Source organism: Micromonospora sp. NPDC093243 (assembly GCF_044753725.1).
Classification (GTDB): Bacteria; Actinomycetota; Actinomycetes; order Mycobacteriales; family Micromonosporaceae; genus Micromonospora.
The window spans coordinates 653702-680193 of record NZ_JBIVNT010000002.1 but is presented as its reverse complement, the minus strand read 5'-3'; the positions used below and the strand labels follow the sequence as shown (position 1 = coordinate 680193).

The following is a 26492-nucleotide window of genomic DNA, read 5'->3' as shown; positions in this document are numbered from 1 at the left end:
GGCCACCGCGGGCCCGGGCGACATGCCCACCGTACGCCGCACAGCGTGGATCTGCACCATCACCGCATGCAGTGGCCACCCGGAAACTGCCTGCACAGCGGTATCCGCAACGGAGGCGTACGCTGGCATTGTCGCTCGGGACCCCTGGTGACTGACGCTCCGCTGCCGGCGGACGCACCGCACCGATCGGGGTCACCGCGTCACCCACCGCCGTACATCCATCGGCCAGGTCGCCGACTTCCCGTCGCGCCGACGGCCGGCACCTCCCCCGCGCCTGCACGCCGGGCCGCGACGGTCCGTCGCCGGCCCGCCTTCACCCCCGCCCGCGCTGGCCCACGCCGGCAGCCAGGTACGCCGGGCACCCGTCGGAAGGCGGCGGTTCGTGATGACCGCACCCCGAAACAGGAACGTCCGACTCTCCACCGTCAACGGACACGACGGTCCCGCCGACGCTCGCCCGGCTCCCCTTCGACCAGCGCTGAAGCGCTCGCGAATCGGGGATCTGTGGGTGGTCGCCGTGGTGTTCGCCGTCGTGCTCCTGCTGCTGCTGATCTTCGTGCTGCAGAACGGGCAGCGCGCCGAGGTGACGTTCCTCGGCGCCCACGTCGCCCTGCCGATCGGTGTGGCGCTGCTACTGGCCGCGGTCGCCGGGGTCCTGCTCGTCGCCCTCCCCGGCACGGCCCGGATCGTCCAGCTGAGGATGCGCCACCGCCGTCCCTCGAAGCGGGCGGCGGGGCCTTACGAGCCCGAACCGACCTCCCCGCCAACGACCGGGCTCCCTCCGGCCTCGCCGCTGTCCCACCAGGAAGGCTGAGCCGTGTCCGTCACCCGGCACCCGGACGCCATGATTCCCGCTTCGACGCCCGTCGCACCTCGGCTCGTACTCGCCACCGCTCGGGGACGGACGGTGCTCGACGGCGGGTGGTGGCCGCGCTCCTGGGATCCGGCCGCCGAACTCCCCGGCCTGCTCGTCGCACTGACCGAACGCCATGGCCGGATCCGGAACGTCGTGCTCAACCTCCGCACCTGGGACGACCGATTCCGCCGGTTGACCGTCGGGTCGGACGTGGTCCGGTTCGGCTGGTTCGACTCCCTCGACCCCGCCGTGCTGGTCGCCACCACCGACCGGGACACCCAGATCGACCTGCTCGTGGTACCGCCCAGCACCCCGGCGGCGGCAGCGGAGCGGGCGATGGCGATCGCCGCCGACCCGGCCAACCTCAGGCGCGCGCCCGACATCCTGGCCGCCGTCCGGGTGGTACCCGCCCGGGCGTCGACGGCCAGCACAGATTCGTACGCGGAGTGGGACAACGAGGGCGGTGGCAACGGAGTCAGGGGCCGGGATTCTCGGGTCAGCCCCATGCGCGAGTAACCGGGACGGCCGGCAGAGGAAACGTCAAAGGGATGACCAGGGCCATCTCTGGGATAAACCACGCCTTTTCCGACCGAATGCCCATTACTCCATTAATATTCGTCATGGCGATCCTGGGAGCAGCAGACTCGCCCGGCTTTCCTTCGCAGGCCGCTCCTCGATGCCCTCAAGACCCTGGAGTCAGTAGGCGGGCAACCGATGACGACCGACCAAGCAGTAGGGCTGACGCGTGAGGGTGAGGGACCCCAGCGGGCAACCCTGCTGGAACTGTTCCTCGATCTGGTGTTCGTCGCCGCACTCGCCCTGACGTCACGAACCCTGGCCCGGAGTCTCGACTGGGTCGGGGTCTTCCAGGCCGTGGTGCTGCTGATGGCGATCTGGTGGGTCTGGTCCATCACCGCGTTGGCGACCGACTTCTACCACGCGCAGCGGCCTCCGATCTTCATCATGACGCTCTGGGTCATGATCGGGACCATCCTGATGGCCGGCTCGCTGCCCGGAGCCTTCGCCGACCGCGCCCTGGTCTTCGCGGGCGCATACGTGGCGATCCACGTGGGACGCGGCATCTTCCTCGCCTCCGCGCTGCACGGCCGCATGGCGCAACTACATGCCAGCAGGTTCATCTTCTGGTTCGTGGTCTCCGCCGTACCGTGGCTCACCGGCGGCATGGTGACGGGTCTGGCGCGCGGTCTGCTGTGGGCCGCCGCGCTCGCGGTCGACTACGGGTCGGCCTGGCTCCGGTACCCCACGCCGAAACTCGGTCGGATACCCATGTCCCAGTACCGGGTGGCGGCCGACCATCTGGCGGAGCGTTACCAGCAGTTCTTCACTCTCGCCCTCGGCGATCTCGTCCTCGTCACCACCCTCACCTACGCCGATGCCGACGTGACGGCCGGCAGCACCGCGGCGCTCGTGGTCGCGTTCCTCGCCACCGTGCTGTTGTGGCAGATCTACGTCCACCGCGCCGGGGCCCTGCTGAAGGCGGCCATCGAGTCCTCCCGGGACCCGGGCGGATTCGTCCGGTCCGCCCCCTACACCCACCTGCTCATGGTGGCCGGCGTGGTCGCCGCCGCCGCCGGTTTCGAGATTGTCATCGCCCATCCCTTCGAGCACACCACGCCTTGGTTGGCCGGCATCATTCTCGGCGGACCCGCGCTGTTCCTGGCCGGACGAGCCCGATTCGAATACGAGGTGTTCAGCCGCGTGTCGCCGTCCCGCCTGGTCGCACTGTTCGTGCTGGTCGTCGCGGCGCCCGCCCTGGTGCTGGTGCCCTCGCTGGTTGCCGGCATCACCGCCACCCTCGTACTGGCGGGAGTCGCCGTCGCAGACGGCATCCGTGCCTACGGAAACCCACCCGAACCACCGGCGCCCTCCATGTAGCTGGCGGCCGGCGGGCGTCTGCTCAGGGTGGGCAATGGGCCGGCGAGGCCGGTTACCGCGGGCCGGGCACGCCCCGCATCCGGGTGGGGCTGGCGCTACCCACGAAGTGGATCCAGCCGGCTGGGTCGCAGGTCCAGCCCCGATTAGCGTCGATGCCATGACATCGGCTCAGCCTCCGCACCTGGCCGAGGCGCTACGCCGCCGCGGCTACCTGATCTCCAGCTGGCCGTGGCGGGCGTTGGCCTACCTGGTGACCACCGTCCCGATCGCCGGTCTGCTCTCCCTCGGGCTGCTCGTGGTCGGCGCACCCCTGGTGGCGGCCCTCAACGCGGTACGCCAGCACGACCGCCCGATCTCCCTGCCGCTCGCCCTGTTCCTGCTCGTCGGCGGGCTGGCCCTGGTCGCCCTGGCCCCGATCGTGAGCGTCGCGGTCGCCGCCGTCGAGCGGTGGCGACTCGGCCTCGTCGACCCCCGCCCGCTGCCCGAGCGGCGCTGGCGGGGTCTGCTCGCCCGCTACACCACCGCCAGCGCGTGGCGCGAGGTCGCGTACTCGGCCTGGCTCGGCAGCGTGGTGCCGCTGGCGTACTGGGTGGTCGCGCTGCTCGCGCTGCTCGACGTCACGCTGATCGCCAGCCCGTGGCTGGCCGGTGACGCGGACAACGTCATCGTGGTGTGGGGCACCGTCGACAGCCCCGGCCAGGCCGTTCCGTACGCGATCCTGGGCGTCCTGCTGCTGCCGGTGCTCTGGTACGCGCTGGGCCTTCTCGCCGCCGGCCAGGTCGCCGTGGCGCGATGGCTGCTGGGCTGGCCCGTCGACGCCTCGGAGTTGCGCGAGGTCACCCGGTCGCGGGCCCGGCTGGTCGACGCGTACGAGGCCGAGCGCCGGCGCATCGAGCGGGACGTGCACGACGGCGCGCAGCCCCGGCTGACCAGTCTCACCCTGCAACTCGGGCTGGCCCGGCTGGACGTACCCGAGGACTCCCCCGCCGCCCGGCCGCTCGCCGTGGCGCACGACCAGGCGAAGGGCCTGATGGGGCTGCTCCGACAGATCGTGCACGGCATCCGCCCGCAGAGCCTCACCGACCTCGGCCTGGCCGGCGCGGTCCGGGAACTGGCCGACGAGGCCACCGTCCCGGTCACCGTGCACGCCGACCTGGACCGCCCACTGCCCGAGATCGTCGAAACCACCGCCTACTACGTGGTGTCCGAGTGCCTCGGCAACGTGGCCCGGCACGCCGAGGCGACCCAGGCCGAGGCACGACTCACCCAGGTCGGCGGCCAGCTCGTGGTGGAGGTCTCCGACGACGGCCGTGGCGGCGCCGATCCGGGGCGCGGCACCGGCCTGACCGGTCTCGCCGACCGGGTGGCCGCGGCCGGCGGGCGACTGCTGCTCGCCAGTCCGCCCGGCGGGCCTACCCTGGTGCGGGTGGAGCTGCCGTGCCGCCCGTGACCCGGGTCGTGCTCGCCGAGGACGAGGTCCTGCTGCGCGAGGGCCTGGTCAGCCTCCTACGACGGTTCGGCTTCGACGTGCTCGCCGCCGTCGGCTCGGTGCCGGCGCTGCGGGATGCGGCCCGGGCGCACCAGCCCGACCTCGTGGTGACCGACATCCGGATGCCGCCGGACGCCGGCGACGACGGCCTGCGGGCCGCCGTCGCCCTCCGCGCCGAGCGGCCGGAACTCGCGGTGGTGGTGCTCAGCCAGCACGTGCAGGCGGAGTACGCCGCCGCGCTGCTGGGCAGCGGGGACGGTCGGCGGGTCGGCTACCTGCTCAAGGATCGGGTCGCCGAGGTGACCGAGTTCGTCGGGCACCTCCGTACCGTCGTGGACGGTGGCACGGTCATCGATCCCGACGTGGTACGACGGCTGCTGCACCGGCCGCGCGACCCGCTGGCCGCCCTCTCCGCCCGGGAGCGGGAGGTGCTGGCGCTGGTCGCGGAGGGCCGCTCGAACGCGTCGATCGCCGCGACGTTGCACATCACCGAGGCGGCGATCAACAAGCACGTGGGCAACATCCTGATGAAGCTCGGCCTGCTGCCCAGCGACGACACCAATCGCCGGGTGCTGGCGGTGCTCACCTACCTGCGCACCCAGCCGACGCCCGTCGACCCGTGACCGGCGAGCCCGTCAGCCGGTGGACCGGGCGCGCGCGAACCGGGCCCGCAGCGCGTCGGTCACCGAGTGGCCGCCGGTCAGGCACCAAAGGGCGATGACCGGATCGCAGATCATGCAGCCGAACGACGATCCGGGCGCGAACGGAAGGATCGGGTCGCCGCTGAGGTGGTGGAAGAGGTCCCAGGCGGTGTGCAGCAGCCAGCCGATCCCGATGAACGTCCACGATTCCAACCCGCGGTACGCGACGTAGGTCAGCACCGCGGTGAACGCCAGCTCCCAGGCCCCGAGACCGCCGCCGCTGAGGTACGCCGCCCCTGCCCCGCCCACCATGACGGCGCTGACCCTGCGCCGCTGCGGCTCGGGGATCAGCGAGTTCAGGCAGACGTACAGGACACCGATGAGCAACGCGACGAGAACAGCCATGCGCCGAACCTAGGTGCGGCGCAGACCGGCGGGCAGTGGCTGGCTGGACCGTCATCGACGGGATCGCGCCACACTGTGCGGGTGCATCGTGTCGCGATCCTCGCCTACGACGGCGTCGTGCCCTTCGACCTCTCCGTACCGATGGAGGTCTTCGGTCGTGCCCGGTTGGCCGACGGCCGCCCGGCGTACCAGGTGTCGGTCTGTGCGGCGGCCGACGAGGTGGCGTGCGGGCCGATCAGCATCCGGGCGCGGCACGGATTGGGCGCGGCGACCGGGGCGGACACCGTCGTCGTCCCCGGGCTCGCCGATCTCGACCAACCGGTGCCGCGGGTCGTCATCGACACGCTTCGCGCCGCGCGCGGGCGGCTGGTGTCGGTCTGCACCGGGGCGTTCGTCCTGGCCGCCGCCGGGCTGCTCGACGGGCGGCGGGCCACCACGCACTGGGCCGCCGCCACCGAGCTGGCCCGCCGCCATCCCCGGGTGGCCGTCGATCCGGACGTGCTCTTCGTCGACGAGGGGTCGGTGCTGACCTCGGCCGGCGCGGCCGCGGGGCTCGATCTCTGTCTGCACATCGTGCGCCGCGACCACGGCGTCGCGGTGGCCGCCGCTACGGCGCGCAGCTGCGTCATGCCGCTGGAACGGGCCGGCGGCCAGGCCCAGTTCATCAGCCACGAACCGCCCGCGCCGGACGGCACCTCGCTTCAGCCGCTGCTCACCTGGCTGACCGACAATCTGCACGTCCCGCTGACGCTGGCCGAACTCGCCGCCCGAGCCTCGATGAGCACCCGGTCGCTCAGCCGCCACTTCCGCCAGCAGACCGGCGCGACACCGATGCAGTGGCTCAGCCGGCAGCGGGTCCGCCGGGCCCAGCAACTCCTCGAAGAGACCGGCACGCCGGTCGAGCGGGTCGGCGAGTTGGTCGGGTTCACCTCGCCGACCGCCTTCCGCGAGTGCTTCCGGCAGGTCGTCGGGGTCAGCCCGCGCGCGTACCGCGGCACGTACCGCAGCGGCTGACGTCGCGGACCGGAGAGCGACCGCGCCCGCCGCTGCGGCGGACGACGGTCGCTCTCCCGGTGCGTGCCGCGGCTCGGCTCTCAACCGATCGGCAGCGTGTTGACCCAGTTCTGCCAGGCCTGCTCGGTCCGGGACGAATCCGCGTCGGCGGTGAAGATGTGGTGGCCGAGGACCAGGACGTTGCCCCGCTCGGTGCCCGAGTGCAGGAACCGGTAGAGCGCGTCGTCGGTGCGGACGCCGACGTAGGTCGGGAGGCCGGCGAGGTCGACGACCCCCTCGATCGGCGGCAGGCCGTCGATCGTGAGCCGGGCCTTGGCCCCCTCGGTGATCGGGCCGGCGATGCCGAAGGCGTCGGCCACCGCCGCCCACACCTGCTCGGGAGTGCCGGCCTGGGGGCGGAACGCGGTGACCGGGGCGCCGGTCCGGCCGGGGAAGTGTTCGAGGTAGGCGGCCAGGCTGGCCAGGTACATGTCCCAGCCGGTCTGCATCGCCTCGTACTCGGTCTCCCAGTTGTCGCCGAGCACGCCGCTCTGGACCAGCCGCAGCACGGTGCCGCCCTGCTCACGGCCCTCGATGAGGTATTCGATGGCCATGAAACTGCCGTCCGGCCCGGGCTCGGTGCGGTTCGCGAACCGCTTCCCCGGCTCCCAGGCGGTGACCGTCGCCTCGTCGACGTGGCCGGCCATGGTGAGGCTGGTCCGCCCGCCCTCGCGTGGCTCCACCTGACTGCGACCCATGAACCAGGAGTCGATGCCCGGCCCGGTCGCGATCGCCTCCCACACCTGCTCGGGGGTGGCGGCCAGCTCGATGTCCTTGTGGAGCTCGAAGTGGTGTCCCATGATCCAAAGCCTTTCGTTCAGGATTCGTTGGCGGATGCGGTGCTGGAGTCGACGGTGGGGTGCAGGGCGAGCACCACACGGTGCTCACGACCGCCGGGGGCGTTCTCGTCGTGGTATTTGCCGACCAGCGCGGTGACCGCGGTGGCCAGCTCCTCGGCGAACGCGGCCCGGTCGCTCGCCGAGGCGAACCGGACGGTGCCGTCGAGGGCGAAGGTCGCCACCCGCTTCTTCGCCCGGTCGGCGCCGGTGATCAGCGTCCCGACGTCCTGCACGAGGCGGGCCGCGATCGCGAGCAGCCACCGCGCGGAGAGCCGGTCCGGGGCCGGCGTGGGGTTGGGTCGCACGGCGGCCAGGGCCGCGGGCGAGATCACGTAGGACGCCGCGGTGGCGCGCATGACCCGCTCGGTGACGTTGCCCTTGCGACGCTCCTCGACCAGCTCGATCAGGCCGTGCTGCTCGAGTGCCCGGAGGTGGTAGTTGACCTTCTGCCGCGGCAGGCCGACGCGGGCGGCGAGCGTCGTCGCCGAGGCCGGCTCGGCGAGCTCGGCCAGCAGCCGGGCCCGCATCGGGTCCAGCGACGCCTCGGCCGCCGCCGGGTCCTCGATCACTGCGATGTCGAACATGGCTTGACCCTCCCACCGACAGATTCTCTTGTCAAGACAAAATAAGTTGTCGGTGAGTCCCGAGATTTCGCCCCGCCATAACGCCGTGGTCGTGCCCGGATCGGCTGGGATAGGATGCGTGCGGAAGGCGCAGATGGGGACGAGTACCGCCGCACGCAGCCAGAAGCGACCCGGAGATGGTGGAAGCCCGGGGGTGTGCGTGGCGGGAAGATCACCCCGGAGCCGTCGGAAGAAAGGCCGCCAGGCCGAGTAGACCCGACCACACCTGAACGAGAGGGCCGTTATCGGCCAAGGAGGGTGGTACCGCGGGGCCCACGGCCTCGTCCCTCCGGCGGAGCTTCACCACACGCGCCGACGGAGGAACGATGTACCGCAGCGTACCGACCCAGGTCGATCTGCCCGAGCTCGATCACGAGGTCCTGCACTTCTGGCACGCCAACAGCATCTTCGCGCGCAGCCTCGAGCAGTCCGAGGGTCGCCCGCAGTGGGTCTTCTACGAGGGACCGCCGACCGCCAACGGCATGCCCGGCGCCCACCACATCGAGGCCCGGGTCTTCAAGGACGTCTTCCCGCGCTACAAGACCATGAAGGGGTTCCACGTCGCCCGAAAGGCCGGCTGGGACTGCCACGGTCTCCCCGTGGAGCTGGCCGTCGAGCGCGAGCTCGGCTTCTCCGGCAAGCAGGACATCGAGAAGTTCGGCATCGCGGAGTTCAACGCCCGCTGCCGCGAGTCGGTCACCCGGCACACCGACGCGTTCGCCGAGCTCACCGAGCGCATGGGCTACTGGGTGGACATGGACGACGCCTACCGGACCATGGACCCGGAGTACATCGAGTCCGTCTGGTGGTCGTTGAAGCAGATCTTCGACAAGGGCCTGCTGGTCGAGGACTTCCGGGTCGCGCCGTGGTGCCCGCGCGACGAGACCGGCCTCTCCGACCATGAGGTCGCCCAGGGCTACGAGACGGTCGTCGACCCGTCGGTCTTCGTCCGCTTCCCGCTCACCTCCGGCCCGCTGGCCGACCGGGCCGCGCTGCTGGTCTGGACCACCACCCCGTGGACCCTGCCGTCGAACGTCGCCGTCGCGGTGCACCCGGACGTGCGGTACGTGGTGGCCACCGACGGCAACGAGCAGCTCGTGGTGGCCGAGCCGCTGCTGGCGTACGCGCTCGGCGACGGGTGGGAGCTGACCGGCGAGTCGTTCACGGGCAAGGAACTCGAGCGGTGGACCTACCGCGCGCCGTTCGACCTGGTCGAGGTCCCCGACGCGCACATCGTGATCCTCGCGTCGTACGTGACCACGGACAGCGGCACCGGGCTGGTCCACCAGGCGCCCGCCTTCGGCGCGGACGACCTGGCCAACAGCCGGGCGTACGGCCTGCCGATGGTCAACCCGGTGCAGTCCAACGGCCGGTTCTCCCCGGACGTGCCGCTGGTCGGCGGGCTCTTCTTCAAGGAGGCCGACCGACCGCTGATCGAGGACCTTGAGGCGCGGGGCCTGCTCTTCCGCAACCAGCCGTACGAGCACAGCTACCCGCACTGCTGGCGCTGCCACACCGCGCTGATCTACTACGCCCAGCCGTCCTGGTACGTGCGGACCACCGCCGTCCGGGACGCGCTGCTGCGCGAGAACGAGCGCACCACCTGGCACCCCGCCACGGTCAAGTACGGCCGCTACGGCGACTGGCTCAACAACAACGTCGACTGGGCGCTGTCCCGCCGCCGCTACTGGGGCACCCCCCTGCCCATCTGGCGGTGCGCGAACGAGCACCTGACCTGCGTCGGCTCGCTGGCGGAGCTGGGTGAGCTGACCGGGTCCGACCTGAGCAACCTCGACCCGCACCGGCCGTTCATCGACGACGTCGCCTTCGCCTGCCACTGCGGCGAGACCGCCCGCCGGGTGCCCGACGTCATCGACGCCTGGTACGACTCGGGCTCCATGCCGTTCGCGCAGTTCGGCTACCCGCACCGCAACGCCGAGCTCTTCGCCGAGCGCTACCCGGCCCAGTTCATCTCCGAGGCGATCGACCAGACGCGCGGTTGGTTCTACACGCTGATGGCCATCGGCACGCTGGTCTTCGACAAGTCGTCGTACGAGAACGTGGTCTGCCTCGGCCACATCCTGGCCGAGGACGGCCGCAAGATGTCCAAGCACCTGGGCAACATCCTGGAACCGATCCCGCTGATGGACCAGCACGGCGCGGACGCGGTGCGCTGGTTCATGGCCGCCGTGGGCTCGCCCTGGTCGGCGCGACGGGTCGGGCACACCGCGCTCCAGGAGGTGGTCCGCAAGATCCTGCTGACCTACTGGAACACGGCCGCCTTCCAGTCCCTCTACGGCCGCACCGCCAACTGGACCCCGTCGGCCGCCGACCCGGCGCCGGCGGACCGGCCGGTGCTGGACCGGTGGGTGCTCTCCGAGCTGAACACGCTGGTCCAGCAGGTCGACGCGGCGATGGCCGGGTTCGACACGCACCAGGCGGGACGGCTGCTCGCCACCTTCATCGACGATCTGTCCAACTGGTACGTCCGGCGCAGCCGGCGGCGCTTCTGGCGGGGCGACCGTGCGGCGCTCGCCACCCTGCACGAGGCACTGACCACCGTCACCCTGCTGCTGGCGCCGCTCACCCCGTTCGTCACCGAGCGGGTCTGGCAGGACATGGTCGTGCCAGTCGCTCCGACGCTGCCGGAGTCGGTGCACCTGGCCACGTACCCGGAGGTCGACGAGTCGCTGATCGACCCGGCCCTGTCCCGGCAGATGGCGCTCGCCCGCCGGCTGGTCGAGCTGGGCCGGGCCGCCCGGGCCGACTCCGGGATGAAGGTCCGCCAGCCGCTGTCCCGGGCGTTGGCCTCCGCCAACGGGTTCGAGGAGCTGTCGCCGGAGCTGCTGGCCGAGATCGCCGCCGAGCTGAACGTCGGCTCGGTCGAGCCGGTGGGCGGCGGGGGCGGCTCGCTGGTGGACACCACCGCCAAGGCCAACTTCCGTACCCTCGGCAAGCGCTTCGGCAAGGGGGTGCAGCAGGTGGCCAAGGCCATCGCGGCCGCCGACGCCGCCGCGCTGCGGGACTCGCTGCGCGACACCGGCTCGGCCACGGTCCTCCTCGACGGCGAGCCGGTGACGCTCGGCCCGGACGAGGTGGTCGTGGTGGAGACGCCGCGGGAGGGCTGGGCGGTGGCCAGCGACGCGGGCGCGACCCTGGCCCTTGACCTGCACCTGACCCCTGAGCTGCGCCGGGCCGGGGTGGCCCGGGACGCGATCCGGCAGATCCAGGAGGCGCGCAAGAGCAGCGGCCTGGAGGTGACCGACCGGATCGAGCTGCGCTACCGGACGGACCGGGAGGAGACCGCGCTCGCCCTCACCGAGCACCGTGACCTGGTGACCGACGAGGTGCTGGCGACCGATTGCGCCGAGGGCGAGGCGTCCTGGCCGGACGCCCAGCCGTTCACCGACGAGTCGCTCGGCCTGACCTTCTGGCTCCGGAAGGCCTGACTCCGCCGCCGTCCCGGGGCACCACGGCCCGGGGCGGCGCACCGGTCAACCCGCCGCCCGGACCCGCGCCGCGACCGCCCGCGCCGACTGCTGATGGGCGGCGGCCTCGTCGTCCCGACCGAGCGCGGCGGCGAGGTCGGCCAGGTACCGGGCCACCGGGCCGAGGCTGAGCACCCCGCTGCCCGCCCCGGCCAGCTCGCCGGCCGCGGGCAGCAGCTCGGCGTACGCGTACGCCATGGCGGTCCGGTCATCGGCAGCGAGCGCGGCGCGGGCGACGAGGCAGGCGCGGGCCTCCCGGAGCAGGTCGTGCGGTGACTCCGGAAGAGCGCGCAGCGCGGCGACCGTCTCGTCGCGGTGGCCGGCGGCGGCCAGGGTCAACGGGCGGACCCACGGCGCGTGCGGCCCCCAGTCCTCTTCGTCGGAGACCTCCGGCGCGGCCGTCGGCGGCGTGTCGGCGAGCCGCAGCGACAGCAGGGCGAACGGCAGCAGGCCCTGCTCCATGCCGGGCATCCCGCCGGCCGGCATCCGCGCGTGCGCCCGCCGGTAGGCGATGTCCGCCTCGGCCGATCGCCCGGCGAGCGCGAGACGCAGGGCCGCGTACCACCCGGTGAAGACGCCGACCAGCGGCAGGTCGTGCCGCTCGGCGAGCCGGTCGGCGGCGACCGCGTGGGCGTCGGCGGCGCCGAGGTCGGCGAGCGCCCCGTGCGCCTGCATCAGCACGAGATGCCCGAGCACCTCGAAGGTCACCAGCTCGTGCCCGGCGGCCAGGTCGACCAGCTCCGCCCCGAGCCGGGCGCGCTCGGCCGCGAGTCCGCTGCGCGAGAAGCTGTGCATGAACCGGGCGTTGAGAGCGAACGCCAGCAGGGCCGGGTCACCCAGCCGCCGGGCCAGGGCCTCCGCCTCGACCGCCGCGCGGCGCCCCCGGTCGGTACGGGCGCCGCGCAACTCCAGCGCCGTCGTGCTCAACAGGCGGCTGCGTAGCTCCGCGCCGTCCTCGCCGGCCGCGCTCAGGGCGTGCTCGGCCGCCCGGACGATGCGGCCGGAGAGCGCCTCGTCGTCGTTGCGGGGCCAGATCGCCGGCACGTCGAAGGCGGTGAGCACGGTCGCGAGGAGCGCCGGATCGTCGAGCCGCTCGGCCGCGTCGATCCCGTCCGCCCGATAGCGGCGGGTGCGGTCCAGGTGCCCGGTGACGGCGAGCGCCCGGCCGAGCCCCATCACCGCCGTCAGCCTGCCCCGGACGTCAGCGCCGCCGGCCCGGTCGTGGGCCTCGACCGCCTGCTGCCAGAGCCGGGCCGCCTGGTGGGGGTGGGCCCGGCGTTCGGCCTGCTCGGCGGCGAGCCCGGCGTAGCGGGCCGCGCGCGCGGCGGTGGCCCTGCCCGCCTGCCCGAAGTGGTGGGCGAGGGCGACGAGGTCGTCGGGGTGCAGCCGTTCGATCGCCGCACCGGCCGCCCGGTGCCAGTGGGCCCGGCGCAGCGCGGACAGGTCGCCGTAGAGGGTGTCGCGAACCAGGATGTGGGTGAACCGCAGCCCGCCGTCGGCCTGCTCGCTGAGGAATCCGGCCCGCAACGCGTCGTCCAGCGCGTCGAGCGTCGCGGTGTCGCCGCCGGCCAGTGCGGCGAGCACCTCCGGGTCGACGTCCCGGCCGAGCACCGCGGCCTGCCGCAGCCCTTCCTGCGCGGCCGAGGACAGCCGGGCGAGCCGGTGCCGGATGACGTCGCGCACCCCGGCGGGCACCCGCTCCAACGCCGCGTCGCCCTCGGCGGCGAGCAGCCGGGCCAGCTCCCGGACGAAGAACGGATTGCCTCCGCTGCGGCGGTGGATCAGCCGTACCGCGGAGGGGTCCAGGTCCCGCCCGACGAGGGCCCGGGCCAGGTCGCGCGTCGCCGCCTCGGTGAGTCCGCCGAGGTAGACCCGGAGCGGTTCGAGCCGGGCGATCCGGGCCAACGCGCCGGTCAGCTCGGGGGTGATCTCGGTGGCCCGGTAGGTGCCCACGAGCAGCAGCGGGCCGGTGACCGGCGCCGGCTCGGTGAAGAGCGCGGTCAACAGGTCCAGGGTGCCCTGGTCCGCCCGGTGCAGATCATCGAGGACCACCAGCACCGGTGCCCGTCCGGCCACCGCGGCGAGCTGCGCCGCGGCGGCGCGGTGCAGCCGGAACCGGCGCACCGCCGGGTCGGCCTCGGCCCGGTCCGCCGGTTCCCCGGCCCCGGGCAGGGCTATCCCTGTCGTTGCGGCCAGCTCGTCGGCGACCTGCCGCCACGGCCAGGCAACCGGGGCGCCGTCGTACTCGGGGCTGCGGCCCCACACCGTCGTCCAGCCGGCCGCTGCCAGCCGGCCGGTCAGCGCCTCGGCGAGCGCCGACTTGCCGGCCCCCGCGTCCCCGGAGAGCAGGACGAGCGTCGGGGTGACCAGCTCGACCGCCCGGTCGGCGGCAGCCCGCAGGCTGCCCAGCTCCTCGTCCCGACCGACGAACGCCCGTGCGGGGCCGCCGGGTGTCGGTGCTGGGGCGGCGGGCGCGGCGTCCCCGGCGGGTGGCCCGGTCACCGCCGTCGGGGCGGCCGGGCCCGCGAGGTGCGGGGCCTGGGCGAGGATGTCGGCCTCCAGGTCTCGCAGCCGGGGACCGGGGTCGACGCCCAGCTCCGCCACCAGCGTCTCCCGGGCCCGGCGCAGCGCGGCCAGCGCGTCGCCCTGCCGGTCGCTCCGGTAGAGGGCGAGCGCCAGCAACCGCCAGGCGTCCTCCCGCAGCGGCTGATCGGCGGCCAGCGCCCGCAGCTCGGCGGTGGCCTCGGCGGGCCGGCCCAGCGCCAACAGCGCCTCAGCCCGCCGCTGCACGGCCAACATCCGCAACTCGTCCAGCCGGTCGATCTCCCCGCGGGCCCAGCTCTGGCCGGCGTACTCGGCGTACGCCGGGCCACGCCAGAGGGCGAGCGCGGCGTCGAGACGGGCCAGCGCCGGCTCCGCCGCCCCGGCCGTCAGCAGCTCCCCCGACTCACCGACCGCCGCTTCGAACCGCCAGGCGTCCACGGCGTCCGGCGCCGGGTGCAGCGCGTACCCGGGCGGCTCGGTGATCAGCAGCCGGGCCGGCTGGCGGGGTGCCCGTTCCGGTTCCAGGGCCCGACGCAGATCGGCGACGAAGGTGCGGATGGCCGCCACCGCCGCGTCCGGCGGTTCGTCCCACAGGTCGTCGACGAGCCGGTCGACCGGCACCACCCGACCCCGGGCGGCCAGCAGCCGGGCCAGCACCGCACGCTGGCGCGCACCTCGCAGCGGCACCGGGCCCCCGCCGGCGACGGCCCGCACCGGGCCGAGTACGCCGAAGGTCACCGCCTCCTGCCCGGTCATCCCCCCAATCTAGGCAACCGCCGGCCGCAGCAGACGGGCCCGTCCGGCACTCATCCGGTGCTGATCCGCTGCTCATCGCCGCCGAGCAGGCTCGATGGCGTACACCGGGCGAGGGGCGCACCGCCCCGGAGCCTGGGCCGACGTCACCAGGAAAGGTCTCCTCCGTGGAACCCACCATCAAGGGCTTCGACTACCGCCGCGTCACCGTCGCCGACGGCGTCACGCTCAACGCGGCCGTGGGCGGTTCCGGCCCCGCCGTCGTGTTGCTGCACGGCTTCCCGCAGACCCACCTCATGTGGCGGCACGTCGCCGCCGACCTCGCCGCCGACCACACCGTGATCTGCCCCGACCTGCGCGGCTACGGCGCCAGCGACAAGCCCGCCGACACCGACGGGGCCCGGTACGCCAAGCGGACCATGGCCGCCGACGTGGTCGCGCTGGCCCGGGCGCTGGGACACGAACGCTTCGCCCTGGTCGGGCACGACCGAGGCGCCCTGGTCGCCGTCCGGGCCGGTCTCGACCACCCTCAGGCGATCACCCACCTCGCCGCGCTGGACGTGCTGCCCACCCTCGACATGTGGGACGTCCTGCACGGCACCACCGCCGCGGTCGGCTTCCACCTCTACCTGATGGCCCAGCCGCCCGGCCTGCCCGAGCAGCTGATCAGCGCGAGCGCGGACGCCTTCTTCGGGCACTTCCTCGACGCGTGGACCCAGGACCGGGAGGTGTTCCCGGCCGAGGTCCGGGCCGCGTACCTGGCGGCGTCCCGGGCGGCGGTCACCTCGATCGTGGCCGACTACCGGGCCTCCGCCGGCATCGACGTCGAGCACGATCGGGCCGACCGCGCGGCCGGGAACCAGCTGCGGATGCCGGTGACCGTCCTCCAGCAGGACTGGGGAGCCGCGCTCGGCTACGACGCCGCCGCGCTGTGGCGGGCGTGGGCGCCGGAGCTGACCCACCGCACCGTCTCGTGCGGCCACTTCATGGCCGAGGAGGCGCCGGCCGAGGTCGTCGCGGCGCTGCGCGCCCTGCTCGCCCGGTAATCGGGACGCGGCGAGCCCATCCGCCCCGGCTCCGGTGGGAGAGAATTTCCGGGGGCTGTCGATCCAGGCCGGTCCCGTTCGTCGTCAGGTCGTACGGCAACCAGAGAACGACGACAGGAGTCGGACATGAAGTACATGATGCTGATCTACGCCGGGTCCGCGGACGCGGCGCCGACGTGCACCGTCGAGGACTGGGTGGCCTACGACAAGGAGGTGCAGGAGGCGGGCATCTTCGTCTCCGGGCACTCGCTGGCCGACCTCACCACCGCCACCACGGTCCGGGTCGACCCGTCCGGTGAGCGGACCGTCACCGACGGCCCGTTCGCCGAGACCCGGGAGGTCCTCGGCGGCTACTACGTGATCGACGTGCCGAACCTCGACGTCGCCCTGGACTGGGCCGCCCGCTGTCCCGGTGCGCGCGACGGCGGGACGATGGAGGTGCGGCCGGTCGCCGAGTTCGAGGGATGACCGGGATGGCCGGGCAGCCGGCCGGCACCCGCGCCAGCGTGGAGGCGGTGTTCCGGGAGGAGCGCGGCCGGCTGCTCGCCGCCCTGGTGCACCGCTTCGGCGACCTCGACCTGGCCGAGGACGTCGCCTCCGAGGCGATCGAGGCGGCCCTGACGCACTGGCCCGTCGACGGCGTACCGACCCGGCCCGGCGCCTGGCTGCTCACCACGGCCCGGCGCCGGGCCGTCGACCGGCTCCGGCGCGACCAGGCGTACGCCGCCCGGCTCGCCATCCTCCAGGCGGAGGCGGACCGGGCCGGGCCGGCCGCGCCCGCGGACGCCGACGGCGGGCTCCCCGACGAGCGGCTGCGGCTCTTCTTCACCTGCGCCCATCCGGCGCTGCCGGCGACGGACCGCGGGGCCCTGACCCTGCGTTACCTCGCGGGCCTGACCACGCCCGAGGTCGCCCGGGCCTACCTCGTCCCGACCGCGACGATGGCGCAGCGGCTGGTCCGGGCCAAGAAGAAGATCCGCGAGGCCCGCATCCCGTTCCGGGTTCCCGAGCCGGACGAGCTGCCGGGGCGGCTGTCCGGCGTGCTCCAGGCGGTGTACTCGATCTTCACCGAGGGGTACGCGGCCAGCTCCGGCCCGCAGCTGCAGCGCCCCGACCTCGCCGAGGAGGCCATCCGGCTGGCCCGGATCCTGCGCCGGCTGCTTCCCGGCGAGCGCGAGGTGGCCGGGCTGCTCGGACTGATGCTGCTGGTGCACGCCCGGCGGGACGCCCGGATCGGCCCGACCGGCGAGCTGGTGCTCCTCGACGCGCAGGACCGGGGCCGCTGGGACCGCCCGATGATCGAGGAGGGGCAGGGGCTGGTGCTCGCCGCGTTGACCGGTGGCCCGCCCGGCCCGTACGGGGTGCAGGCCGCGATCGCCGCGCTGCACGACGAGGCCGCCGACGAGGCCGCCACGGACTGGCCGCAGGTGGTGGCGCTCTACGACGTACTGCTCGCGCTGACGCCGTCGCCGGTGGTGGCCCTGAACCGGGCCGCGGCGGTGGCCATGCGGGACGGCCCGCGGGCCGGTCTGGCGCTGCTCGACGAGCTGGCCGGCGAGCCGCAGCTGCGCGGCTACCACCCGTACCCGGCAGCCCGGGCGGACCTGCTGCACCGGCTGGGCCGGCTGCCGGAGGCGGCGGTGGCCTACCGGGAGGCGCTCGACCTGGCCGGCACCGAGCCGGAGCGGGCACACCTGCGCCGACGGTTGGCCGCGATAGAGGCTGCCGGCGACTGATGGGAAATTCTCAGCCCGCCGCCGTGCGGGCGCGCTCCTCGGCGACCAGCTCCCGGGTCGCCGGGGCGACCTCGGCGGCGAAGAGTTCGATCGCGGCCGGGTCGTCGCTGCCCAGGATGAACGCGCTCACCCCGTGCTCCAGGGCCAGCCCGGCGAGGTCCTCCGCCCACTGCTCGGGCGGGCCGTCGAGCAGCGACCGGCCGGTCGGCGCGAACTGGCCGCCGACGTTGAGCAGCCGCCGGATCTGGGCGGGCTCTCGCCCCGCCGCCACGGCGGACTCGTCGATCTGCTCGTTCATCGTGGCCAGGTCGCCCGGCCCGCCGGGCAGATACTGCAGGGACGGCAGCCAGCCGTCGCCCACCCGGCCGGTCAGCCGGAGCATCCGCGGCTTGTACGCGCCGATCCAGACGTTCACCTGGTGGGCCGGCGCGGGCCCGCGCTTGGCGCCGTTGACCCGGTAGTACTCGCCGTCGACGCGGACTCCGCCCGGCTTGTCGGCGGCCCACACCTCACGCATGATCCGGATCGCCTCGTCCAGCGCGGTGATCGCCTGGCCGGCGGCGAGCCGCCGCCCGCCCATCGCCTCGATGGCCTCCCAGAACGCCCCGGCGCCGATGCCGAGTTCGAACCGGCCGCCGCTGAGCAGGTCGAGGCTCGCCGCGCTGCGGGCCAGCACCGCCGGCTGTCGCAGCGGCAGGTTGAGCACGTTCCCGCTGAGGTGGACGCGTTCGGTACGGGCGGCCACGTAGCTCAGCAGGGTCCAGGTGTCGTGGAACCGGGGCTGATAGGGGTGGTCCTGGAAGGTGACCAGGTCCAGCCCCGCACGGTCGGCCAGCACCGCCAGGTCGACCGCGTGCCGGACGGGCTGCACGGTGGGCGTGACGAAGGTGCCGAACAGCAGATCGTGTCCGTAGTCGCTCATGGCGTCGTCCTCGATGCGGTGTCGGGTGTGATGGCGAAGTTGTCACGGAAGAGCTGGTCCGGGTCGTAGCGCGCCTTCAGCTCACGGAGCCGGGCCAGGGTGCGGGGCGGAAACGCGTCGGCGAGCCGCTCCGGGCGCTGGTCGGTCTCGAAGCTGAGGTAGGTGCCGCGCAGCTGCCCGGCGAAGAGGTCGTCCCAGAGGGCGTCGAGCCGGCCGCGGTGCCGCCCGAACGCGCTGACGTGGAAGTTGACCCCGCGGTGGCTCCACGCCATCGCGTCGGGATCGACGTCGGTGACCGCGCCGCCGACCGAACGGATGTGGAAGAAATACACCACGCCGCTGGCCAGCAGACGGTTGGCAGCCGCCGCGAAGGCGGGCGTGAGGTGCTCGACGAAGCCGGTACGGGAGATCGGCTCCCCCTGCCCGTGGTGCGGGCCGTCGCTCGCGTTGGCCATCACCGAGGCGTACGAGGTGATGACCACCTGCTGGTCGTAGCCGGGGGCGATGTCCGCGACGGGCTGGAGCTGCCCGACGATCGTCGCCGGGTCGTCCGAGTCGACCATCGCCATCACCTGCGCCACCCGCGGCTGGCCGATGCGGGGCGGGCCCATGAGAAGCGCGCTGGTCAGGTCGCGCGGCGCGGCCTCCACCGCGGCGCCCCAGCGGACCAGCAGCTCCGGGTCGCTGGCGTCCAGGGCGAACTGGGCCCAGCCGACCGGCCCGACCTCGTCGACCTCGAACTCGAACGCGGTCACCACCCCGAAGTTGGCGCCGGCGCCGCGTACCGCCCAGAACAGGTCGGGATTCTCGGTGTCGCTGGCCCGGACCTGGGTGCCGTCGGCGAGGACCAGCTCGACCGCGCGCAGGTGGTCGATGGTCAGGCCGTGCTTGCGCGCCAGCCAGCCGACGCCGCCGGCAGTGGCCAGCCCGCCGACCCCGACCCCGCCGTAGTCGCCGGAGGTGAGCGCCCAACCGTACGGGGCCAGCGCCGCCGCGACCTGCATCCACCGTGCGCCGGGGCCGATGCGTACCCGACGGGTCGCCTCGTCGAGCACCCGGATCTCGTTCATCCGGCCGACGTCGATCACGAGGCCGCCGTCGTTGGTCGACCGGCCGCTGATGCCGTGCCCGCCGCTGCGGATGCCCAGCGGCAGGTCCCGGTGCGCGCGGGCGAAGGCGAGCGCGTCGGCCACCTCGGCCGGGGTGCCCGGTCGCAGGATCAGGCCGGGCGCGCCACCGCGCATGTAGTTCGACTTCACCTGCGAGTAGCCGACGTCGCCGGGCTCCACCGCGCTGTCGACCAGGGACGGCGGCACCTCGTCGTAGGCGATGCCCGGGCGCCGCCTGGCGCGAACGGTGACGCTGCGTCGCGCGGTGGTGGGCAGCGGGGCCGGCAGCCTCCGGTCGACGGCCTCGCGCAGCGCCGGGACGACCTCCTGGGCGAACCGGGTCATGGTCGCGTCGTCGTCGGTCATCAGGATCAGGGTGCCGACGCCGTCCTCGACGACCAGCGGCAGCAGGTCCTCGACCCAGCTGGCGGCCGGCCCGTGCAGGAGGCCCTGCCGGGTCGGTGCGAACCGGCCGGAGATGTTCAGCAGGCGTCGGATCTCCGCCGGGTCAGGGCCCGCCTCCCGGGCCGCCTCGTCAATGATCTTGTTGCCGGCCCGGAGGGCGTCGGGCTCGACCGGGCCGAGCGTGGGCAGCCACCCGTCGGCCTTCGCGCCGACCAGCCGCAGCATCCGCGGCCTGCGCGCGCCGAGCCAGATCGGGATGTGGTGGGCCGGCAGCGGGCCGCGCTCGGCACCGTCGAGCCGGTGGTGCTCGCCGGGATAGCTGGCCGGCGTCGGGTCGTCGACCGCCAGCAGGGCGCGGATGACGTCGATCGCCTCGCCGAGCGCGTCGACCGACTCGCGCGGGGTCAGCCGCCGGCCGCCCATGGCTTCGATCGCCTGCCAGAACGCGCCGGCGCCGAGGGCGAGGTCCAGCCGGCCGTCGGAGAGCAGGTCCAGACTGGCGGCGGAGCGGGCCAGCACCGCCGGCGCCCGCAGCGGCACGTTCAGCACGTTCGCGGCCAACCGGATGCGTTCGGTCCTGCCGGCGACCCAGGACAGCAGCGTCCAGGTGTCCAGGAACGCCGGCTGGTACGGGTGGTCCTGGAAGGTGACCAGGTCGTAGCCGAGTTCCTCGCTGCGCCGGGCGAGCGCCACCGGCGTCTCGGGCGACGCGTTCGTCGGGGTGACGAACGTGCCGAACTCCAGGCGGTGGCCATAGTTACCTGACACGAGCTCTCCCAAAGGTTGATGCGTCAACCAGTGTACGACGCGCGGCGCGCGGGCCGGTGTGAGGCCGCTCATGCCCGACGGCGGAGCCGATTTCCCGCGCTCGTTCGCGTCCGACCGCGAACTACGCTGGTCGGATGGGTCATTCCGAAGGCCGGCTCGATGAGCGGGAGCAGCAGGTGTGGCGCACCTTCCACCGGATGCGCAACCAGCTCGCGCTGGCCCTGGGCCAGTCCCTCCAACAGGACTCGGGCATCTCCGAGTCCGACTTCGAGGTGCTCGCCGCGCTCGCCGACGCCCCGGACCAGACCATGCGGGCCCGGGCGCTCCGCACTGAACTGCAGTGGGAGAAGAGCCGCCTCGCCCACCAGATCCGCCGGATGGAACAGCGCGGCCTGGTCGCCCGGGAGGTCTGCGTCGACGACGGACGCGCGCCGCTGGTCCGGCTGACCGCGACCGGACGGGACACCATCCGATCGGCCGCGCCGGCCCACGCCGCCCGGGTACGCGAGCTGTTCCTCGACGCGCTCTCCCCCGACCAGCTCGACGCCCTGCACCAGGCCAACGCCGTGGTGCTGGCCCGGCTGCACCAGAACTGTCCGGCGGAGACGCCGTGACCGCCGCGCTGGGCCTACACTCCCCGCATGGGACGACCGGCGTGACCAGCGGACTGCCGCCTTCGACGCCGTACGGGCACGTCTGCTGGGTTTATGACGATCAGGCCGGGTTCGACCGGCAGGCCCGCGCGTTCCTCACCGCGGGCCTCGCCGCCGGCGAACGGCTCTGGTACGTCACCGCCGGGCGACCCGAACCGGTCCTCGCCCAGCTCTCCACCGCGCCGGCGCTGCGTGACGCGCTGGCCCGCGGGGTGGCCGAGGTGGTGCCGCTGGACGCGACGTACCGCGCCGGGGCGGTCGTGGACGGCCCGGCGCAGGTGCGGGCGTACGCCGCCGCCACCGACGCCGCCCTCGCCGCCGGCTACCGCGGGCTGCGGGTGGTCGCCGAGGCGACCCCGCTGGTGCGCAGCCCCGCCCAGCTGGACGCGTTCACCCGCTACGAGCACCAGGTCGACCGCTACATGCGGGCCCGACCCTTCTCCGCCATGTGCGGCTACGACCGGCGGGAGCTGAGTTCCCGGGCCGTCGCGGAGCTGGCCTGCCTGCACCCGGAGACGAACGCGACCGAGGCGCCGTTCCAGCTCTACGCGTGCGAGCCGGCCGACGACCGCGCCGGGCTCGCCGGCGAGCTGGACCGCAGCGGTCACGAGCTGCTCGGCACCGCGCTGGAGCGGGCCGACCTGCGGCCGCTCGACGGGCGGCTGGTGGTGGAGGCCCCCCGGCTGCGCTTCATCGACCACCGCGCCCTGCTGATGCTGCGCGACTATGCCCGCCGGCGCGGCGCCACCCTGGTGCTCCGCTCCCCGCACGCCGGCCCGGCCCGCCTCGCGGCGCTGCTCAACCTGTCCGGGCTGCAGGTGGAGCTGGCGCGATGAGGACGGGCGCGGCCGCCGGGCACCACGGTTATCTGCACGAAGCGATTCGCTACGACTCCGACGACGAACTGCTCGCGGTCGTGGTGCCGTTCCTGCTCGGCGGGGTCGAGGCCGGCGAGCCGACGTTCGTCTCCCTCGGCGACCGCACCGGTCGGCTGGTCCGGGCCGCCCTGCCCGTCGGCTCGGGCGTCGAGTTCCTGCCCGGCGGCGACGTCTACGCCCGACCCACCGCCGCGATCCGCTCCTACCGGGAGTTGCTGGCGGCTCAGGTGGCCGCCGGGGCCAACCAGATCCGCATCATCGGCGAGCTGCCCCGGATCGCGCTCGGCGCGACGTGGGACTGGTGGGCCCGGTACGAGTCGGCGATCAACCACGCGTACGACGACTTCCCGCTCTGGAGCATGTGCGCGTACGACACCCGGATCACCCCGCCGGCGGTGCTCGACGAGGTGGCCCGCACCCATCCCCGGTTCGCTACCCCGGACGGCGGGCACCCGCTCAGCCCGACCTACCTGGAGCCGACGGTCTACCTGCGCGAGCACCGCGCCGCGCCGGCCGACCCGCTGCAGGCCACCCCACCACTGGTGGAGCTGACCGACCCGACGGCGGCGCAGGCCCGCGCGGCGGTGCACGGCGCCGACCCCGGCGTGCTGCCCGCGGACGACCTGGACGACCTGGTCGTCGCGGTCAGCGAGATTGTCACCAACGCGCTGCGGCACGGGCGTCCGCCGGTCCGGCTGCGCCTCTGGGTCGGCGCCGACCGGATCGTGGTGACGGTGAGCGACGGCGGGGACGGCCCGAAGGACCCGTTCGCGGGGCTGCTCCCGGCGGGCAACGGCGCGACCGGCGGCCTCGGGCTCTGGATCACCTACCAGTCCTGCAACCACGTGAGCCTGCACCGGGACGGTGCCGGCTTCACCCTCCGACTCATCGCCGGCAACCCCGACCCCGCCAGCTGACCCACCGGGAACACGCGCACCTGTGGACGGGGCGACCCCGTGCACGCCTGCCCGCGGCCCGGTCGACTACCCGCGCGCTGGTCGGGTAGTCGTCGCCGGGCCGCCGGCGGAAGGAGGAGAGCGTGGTGTCCAGCGCTGGTCCTGCCGGAGCCGACCCGAGCGTGCCGCCCATCGACTCGTACGCGTTCCTCTCCGACACCCACACCACCGCCCTGCTCGGCGCGGACGGTGCGGTCGAGTGGTTCTGCGTCCCGCACGCCGAGGGGGACGCGGTCTTCGCCCGGCTGCTCGACCGGCGGACGGGCGGGGTGTTCTCGCTCTCCGTGGCCGGCTGTCCGCAGCCGGTCCGCCGCTACCTGCCCGACACCCTGGTGCTGGAGAGCCGGTACGCCGGACCGACCGGCACCGCCGTCGGGCAGGACTTCCTCGCCGTCCGCCCGGGCGATCCGGAGCGGCCGATCCGGGCCGAGCAGCTGCTGGTCCGGCGGGTGACGGTCGAGCGCGGCACGGTACGGCTTGCGGTGCGCGTGCAGCCGCGCCCCGGGCACGGCGCGGAAGCCGCCGAGTGGGCGTCCGTCGACGGCGGCTGGCGGGCCCACGGCGTCCCGCTCGACGTGCGGTCCACTCTGCCGCTCGTGGTCGACGGCGGCGCACTGCGCGGCGAGATCGAGCTGCCCGTGGGGGCGACCGCGACCGTGCTGCTCGGCTACGGCGAACGGTCCGGCTGGCCCGGGCCGTCGGCCGGGTCGCGGAAGGATGCCCCGGAGGAGCTGCTCGAGCGGACCTGCGCCACCTGGCGGGACTGGTCGGGTCGCAGCGACTACACGGGCTTCGGGGCGGGCGCGGTGCGGCACAGCGCGCTGGTGCTGCGCGGCCTCTCGTTCGACGAGACGGGCGCGCTGCTGGCCGCCCCGACGACGTCACTGCCCGAGGAGATCGGCGGGGTACGCAACTGGGACTACCGCTTCACCTGGCACCGGGACGCGGCGCTGTTGCTGCTCGCCCTGTTCCGGCTCGGCCACGCCGAGGAGGGCCGGCGCTACCTGCGCTTCCTGCTCGACGTCTGCGCCGAGGCCGGGCCGGGGGAGATCCTGGCGCCGCTGATCGGCGTCCGGGGCGTCACGACCGAGGAACGGGTGCTGCCACACCTGTCCGGCTACGCCGGCTCGGCGCCGGTCCGGATCGGCAACGAGGCGGCCGAGCAGGTGCAGTTCGACACGTACGGGCACGTGCTGGACGCGGCGTTCGCATACCAGGAGCTGACCGGCGAGCTGACCGCCGACCAGTGGCGGCTGCTGTGCCGGCACGTCGACACCATGGCCGACCGGTGGCGGGAGCCGGACCATGGCCTCTGGGAGATCCGCGGCCCGCGCCGGCACTACGTGAACGCCAAGGTGATGACCTGGGTCTGCCTGGACCGGGGCATCCGCCTCGCCGAGCTGCTCGGCGATCGTGGCGCGCCCGTGTCCCGGTGGGCTCAGGCCCGGGACGCGCTGCACGCCGAGATCTGCGAGCGCGGCTTCGACCCGGAGCTGGGCAGCTTCGTCATGGCGTACGGGTCGCGCGAGTTGGACGCCTCCCTGCTGCGCATCCCGGTGGTCGGCTTCCTGCCCGGCGACGACCCCCGGGTCACCGGCACCATCGACCGGATCCGCGACGGGCTCGGCGTCGCTCCCGGCCTGCTGCGGCGCTACGTCGTGGACGACGGGCTGCCCGGCGAGGAGGGCGCGTTCCTGCTCTGCTGCTTCGAACTGGTCTCCGCGCTGGTGCTCGCCGGGCGTCGGAACGAGGCCCGGCGGGTCTTCGACCGGCTCCGCGGGTACGCCGGCCCGCTCGGCCTCTACGCCGAACAGCTCGCCGCCGACGGCACCGCGCTGGGCAACTACCCGCAGGCGTTCACCCACCTCGCGCTGGTCGAGGCCGCCCTCAACCTGGACGCCGCACTGAACGACGCCCCGACCGACCGGGACGCCCTGCACGCCTGGGCCGAGCAGCACCGGCACGGCTGAGCCGCCTGCCGCCAGCGGCCGTCAACGGCGCGTCAAGAAAGCCGGATCCCCCGTCAAATCGCCGTATCGGGAGCGGAACGGCCGCCCACCGCTCGCCACGATGGCGACATGACGTCACGACGGTTGGGGCGGCGGGATCGCGGGCAGCCGCCGGCCGGTACCGGATGCCCGCCCGCGCGGCAGGCCGACGGCCCCGCCGCCGGTCCGCCGGCCGCGTCCCCACCCCCCACCCCGGCCGGCGAGCCGGAGCGGCGGCACGAGCTGCTGGTCGGCGTCCGGCTGACCACCGCCACGCCCGGCCGTCACCTGCTGGACTACCTGCGGGCCGAGCCCTGCGCGGTGGACGCGTGGTGGATCGCGGCCGACCTCGACGCCGTCGTCCGGCTCTCCGCCAGCAGCCTGACCGTGCTGCACCGGGCCGTGGCCGACCTGCGGCGGCGCGGTGGCGCGGAAGTCGTCGTCACGCACAGCATCCTGCGTCCGCTCGATCTCTCGGGCGGCGCCGAACCATCGGCCACCACCGTCGCGGTGCACGCGCCGGCACCGGCATGAGCCGCCCGAGGGTCGCCGCCCGGATCGTGGTCGGCGTCGACCGGTCCTTCGCCGGGCTGGCGGCGCTGCGCACCGCGGTGCGGCTGGCTCAGCGTGACGGCACGCCCGTGTACGCGGTGCGGGCCTGGACGTTCGTGCCGCTCTGGCGCCCCGGCACCATGCCGTGGCTCTGGCAGGACGAGTTCGCCCGGTCGGCCCGGGGTTACGTGCGGGAGGCCTTCGACGCGGCCTTCGGCGGCGTACCCCGGGACGTGACCGTGCGGGTCGTGGCCGAGCAGGGCTACGCCGGCCAGGTGCTGGTCGACCACGCCTCGCGGCCGACGGACCTCCTCGTGCTGGGCAGCCCTCGTCGGGGCCGGTTCGGCACGGGAGGCGGGCACGTCACCCGCTACTGCCTCGCCCGGTCGAGCGTTCCGGTGATCGCGGTGCCCGCACCGGCCTGGGCCCGCGCCGACGCGATCCGCCGCTTCGGCGGTGATCTCGAACGGTTCCCCCGATGACCGGGCACCACTGCCCGGACCGATCGGAATCTTCAAGGAAAGGCAACATGATGGACGAGGTGCCGGATACCTGGGTCGTCCCGGTGCGTGAGGTGCCCGGACGACAGGCGATGACGGTGCGGACCGCCCGGCTCCCACAGGGGCAGCGGGTCGGCCTGGCCTTCACGGGACCGGAGAAGCTCGTCGGCGCGATGGGCGCGGACCAGCCGTGGACGCGGCTCTGCGAGTCGGCCCTGCGGGCCATGCTGAAGCCGCTCGGCATCGACCGCATCCAGCTCGACCCGCTGCTGGTCGCACCCCCGGTCGCACCGGAGGCCCCGGCGGGTACGCCCAGCGCACCGCTGCCGCGCCCGCCGGCCGGCGCGCTCGCCGGCACCCGGCAGGCCTGACCTGCCGAACCACCGAGCCGG

General features: G+C 74.0%; 23 protein-coding genes. 17 read left to right on the top strand and 6 right to left on the bottom strand.

Annotation, left to right across the window (positions count from 1 at the left end; all coding sequences use genetic code 11):
• Window positions 1-508: 508 nt before the first annotated feature.
• The 5 genes from ACIP9D_RS07920 to ACIP9D_RS07900 all read left to right on the top strand — a co-directional run bounded on the left by ACIP9D_RS07920 (window position 509) and on the right by ACIP9D_RS07900 (window position 4864).
• Window positions 509-814 (top strand): LapA family protein, encoded by a 306-nt coding sequence (locus tag ACIP9D_RS07920; RefSeq protein WP_350867702.1) that lies wholly within the window; start codon window positions 509-511, stop codon window positions 812-814.
• 3 nt (window positions 815-817) lie between these two features.
• Window positions 818-1372: a DUF5994 family protein gene (locus ACIP9D_RS07915; protein ID WP_350867703.1), complete on the top strand. Its 555-nt coding sequence runs from the start codon at window positions 818-820 to the stop codon at window positions 1370-1372.
• A 198-nt stretch (window positions 1373-1570) separates the two neighbouring features.
• Complete coding sequence (locus ACIP9D_RS07910; RefSeq protein WP_350867705.1) at window positions 1571-2752, top strand: low temperature requirement protein A; 1182 nt, start codon at window positions 1571-1573, stop codon at window positions 2750-2752.
• A gap of 157 nt (window positions 2753-2909) precedes the next feature.
• Window positions 2910-4202: a sensor histidine kinase gene (locus ACIP9D_RS07905; RefSeq protein WP_350867707.1), complete on the top strand. Its 1293-nt coding sequence runs from the start codon at window positions 2910-2912 to the stop codon at window positions 4200-4202.
• Window positions 4190-4864, top strand: a complete 675-nt coding sequence (locus ACIP9D_RS07900; RefSeq protein ID WP_350867709.1) for a response regulator transcription factor — start codon at window positions 4190-4192, stop codon at window positions 4862-4864. The genes ACIP9D_RS07905 and ACIP9D_RS07900 overlap by 13 nt, the downstream gene beginning before the upstream one ends.
• Before the next feature lie 12 nt (window positions 4865-4876).
• Here the strand turns inward: ACIP9D_RS07900 and ACIP9D_RS07895 are convergent, their stop codons facing one another.
• Complete coding sequence (locus tag ACIP9D_RS07895) at window positions 4877-5287, bottom strand: DUF6010 family protein (protein ID WP_350867711.1); 411 nt, start codon at window positions 5285-5287, stop codon at window positions 4877-4879.
• A gap of 81 nt (window positions 5288-5368) precedes the next feature.
• Here ACIP9D_RS07895 and ACIP9D_RS07890 point away from each other — a divergent pair, with 81 nt between their 5' ends.
• Entirely contained in the window at window positions 5369-6301 is a 933-nt protein-coding gene (locus tag ACIP9D_RS07890; RefSeq protein ID WP_350867712.1) for a helix-turn-helix domain-containing protein, read from the top strand.
• 80 nt (window positions 6302-6381) lie between these two features.
• Here ACIP9D_RS07890 and ACIP9D_RS07885 read toward each other — a convergent pair whose 3' ends face one another.
• Complete coding sequence (locus ACIP9D_RS07885; RefSeq protein WP_350867714.1) at window positions 6382-7140, bottom strand: SRPBCC domain-containing protein; 759 nt, start codon at window positions 7138-7140, stop codon at window positions 6382-6384.
• Between the two features lie 17 nt (window positions 7141-7157).
• Complete coding sequence (locus ACIP9D_RS07880) at window positions 7158-7763, bottom strand: helix-turn-helix domain-containing protein (RefSeq protein WP_350867716.1); 606 nt, start codon at window positions 7761-7763, stop codon at window positions 7158-7160.
• A 365-nt stretch (window positions 7764-8128) separates the two neighbouring features.
• On the opposite strand from ACIP9D_RS07880, the gene ileS reads away from it, so the two are divergent.
• Window positions 8129-11251: an isoleucine--tRNA ligase gene (gene ileS / locus ACIP9D_RS07875; RefSeq protein ID WP_350867718.1), complete on the top strand. Its 3123-nt coding sequence runs from the start codon at window positions 8129-8131 to the stop codon at window positions 11249-11251.
• 45 nt (window positions 11252-11296) lie between these two features.
• On the opposite strand, the gene ACIP9D_RS07870 is transcribed toward ileS, so the two are convergent.
• A complete protein-coding gene (locus ACIP9D_RS07870) occupies window positions 11297-14590 on the bottom strand; it encodes a BTAD domain-containing putative transcriptional regulator (protein ID WP_350867720.1) in 3294 nt (1097 codons plus the stop codon).
• 164 nt (window positions 14591-14754) lie between these two features.
• On the opposite strand from ACIP9D_RS07870, the gene ACIP9D_RS07865 reads away from it, so the two are divergent.
• The 3 genes from ACIP9D_RS07865 to ACIP9D_RS07855 all read left to right on the top strand — a co-directional run bounded on the left by ACIP9D_RS07865 (window position 14755) and on the right by ACIP9D_RS07855 (window position 17369).
• Window positions 14755-15633: an alpha/beta hydrolase gene (locus ACIP9D_RS07865; RefSeq protein WP_350867721.1), complete on the top strand. Its 879-nt coding sequence runs from the start codon at window positions 14755-14757 to the stop codon at window positions 15631-15633.
• A 126-nt stretch (window positions 15634-15759) separates the two neighbouring features.
• Complete coding sequence (locus tag ACIP9D_RS07860) at window positions 15760-16101, top strand: YciI family protein (RefSeq protein WP_350867722.1); 342 nt, start codon at window positions 15760-15762, stop codon at window positions 16099-16101.
• 5 nt (window positions 16102-16106) lie between these two features.
• Window positions 16107-17369, top strand: coding sequence for an RNA polymerase sigma factor (locus ACIP9D_RS07855; RefSeq protein WP_400449535.1), 1263 nt, complete (start codon window positions 16107-16109; stop codon window positions 17367-17369).
• A 10-nt stretch (window positions 17370-17379) separates the two neighbouring features.
• Here ACIP9D_RS07855 and ACIP9D_RS07850 read toward each other — a convergent pair whose 3' ends face one another.
• Complete coding sequence (locus ACIP9D_RS07850; protein ID WP_350867724.1) at window positions 17380-18291, bottom strand: LLM class flavin-dependent oxidoreductase; 912 nt, start codon at window positions 18289-18291, stop codon at window positions 17380-17382.
• Entirely contained in the window at window positions 18288-20573 is a 2286-nt protein-coding gene (locus tag ACIP9D_RS07845) for an LLM class flavin-dependent oxidoreductase (RefSeq protein ID WP_350867725.1), read from the bottom strand. The genes ACIP9D_RS07850 and ACIP9D_RS07845 overlap by 4 nt, the downstream gene beginning before the upstream one ends.
• Window positions 20574-20707: 134 nt before the next feature.
• Between ACIP9D_RS07845 and ACIP9D_RS07840 the strand changes: the two genes are divergently transcribed.
• The 7 genes from ACIP9D_RS07840 to ACIP9D_RS07810 all read left to right on the top strand — a co-directional run bounded on the left by ACIP9D_RS07840 (window position 20708) and on the right by ACIP9D_RS07810 (window position 26471).
• Window positions 20708-21187: a MarR family transcriptional regulator gene (locus tag ACIP9D_RS07840; RefSeq protein ID WP_350867726.1), complete on the top strand. Its 480-nt coding sequence runs from the start codon at window positions 20708-20710 to the stop codon at window positions 21185-21187.
• A 41-nt stretch (window positions 21188-21228) separates the two neighbouring features.
• A complete protein-coding gene (locus ACIP9D_RS07835) occupies window positions 21229-22062 on the top strand; it encodes an MEDS domain-containing protein (protein ID WP_350867727.1) in 834 nt (277 codons plus the stop codon).
• Complete coding sequence (locus ACIP9D_RS07830) at window positions 22059-23021, top strand: sensor histidine kinase (protein ID WP_350867729.1); 963 nt, start codon at window positions 22059-22061, stop codon at window positions 23019-23021. Before ACIP9D_RS07835 ends, ACIP9D_RS07830 begins: the two co-directional genes overlap by 4 nt.
• A 125-nt stretch (window positions 23022-23146) precedes the next feature.
• A complete protein-coding gene (locus tag ACIP9D_RS07825) occupies window positions 23147-25030 on the top strand; it encodes a glycoside hydrolase family 15 protein (protein WP_350867731.1) in 1884 nt (627 codons plus the stop codon).
• A gap of 108 nt (window positions 25031-25138) precedes the next feature.
• On the top strand, window positions 25139-25582 hold the full coding sequence (locus ACIP9D_RS07820; protein WP_350867733.1) for a hypothetical protein: 444 nt from the start codon (window positions 25139-25141) through the stop codon (window positions 25580-25582).
• Entirely contained in the window at window positions 25579-26082 is a 504-nt protein-coding gene (locus tag ACIP9D_RS07815) for a universal stress protein (RefSeq protein WP_350867735.1), read from the top strand. Before ACIP9D_RS07820 ends, ACIP9D_RS07815 begins: the two co-directional genes overlap by 4 nt.
• 47 nt (window positions 26083-26129) lie before the next feature.
• Complete coding sequence (locus ACIP9D_RS07810; RefSeq protein ID WP_350867737.1) at window positions 26130-26471, top strand: SAV_915 family protein; 342 nt, start codon at window positions 26130-26132, stop codon at window positions 26469-26471.
• Window positions 26472-26492 lie beyond the last annotated feature (21 nt).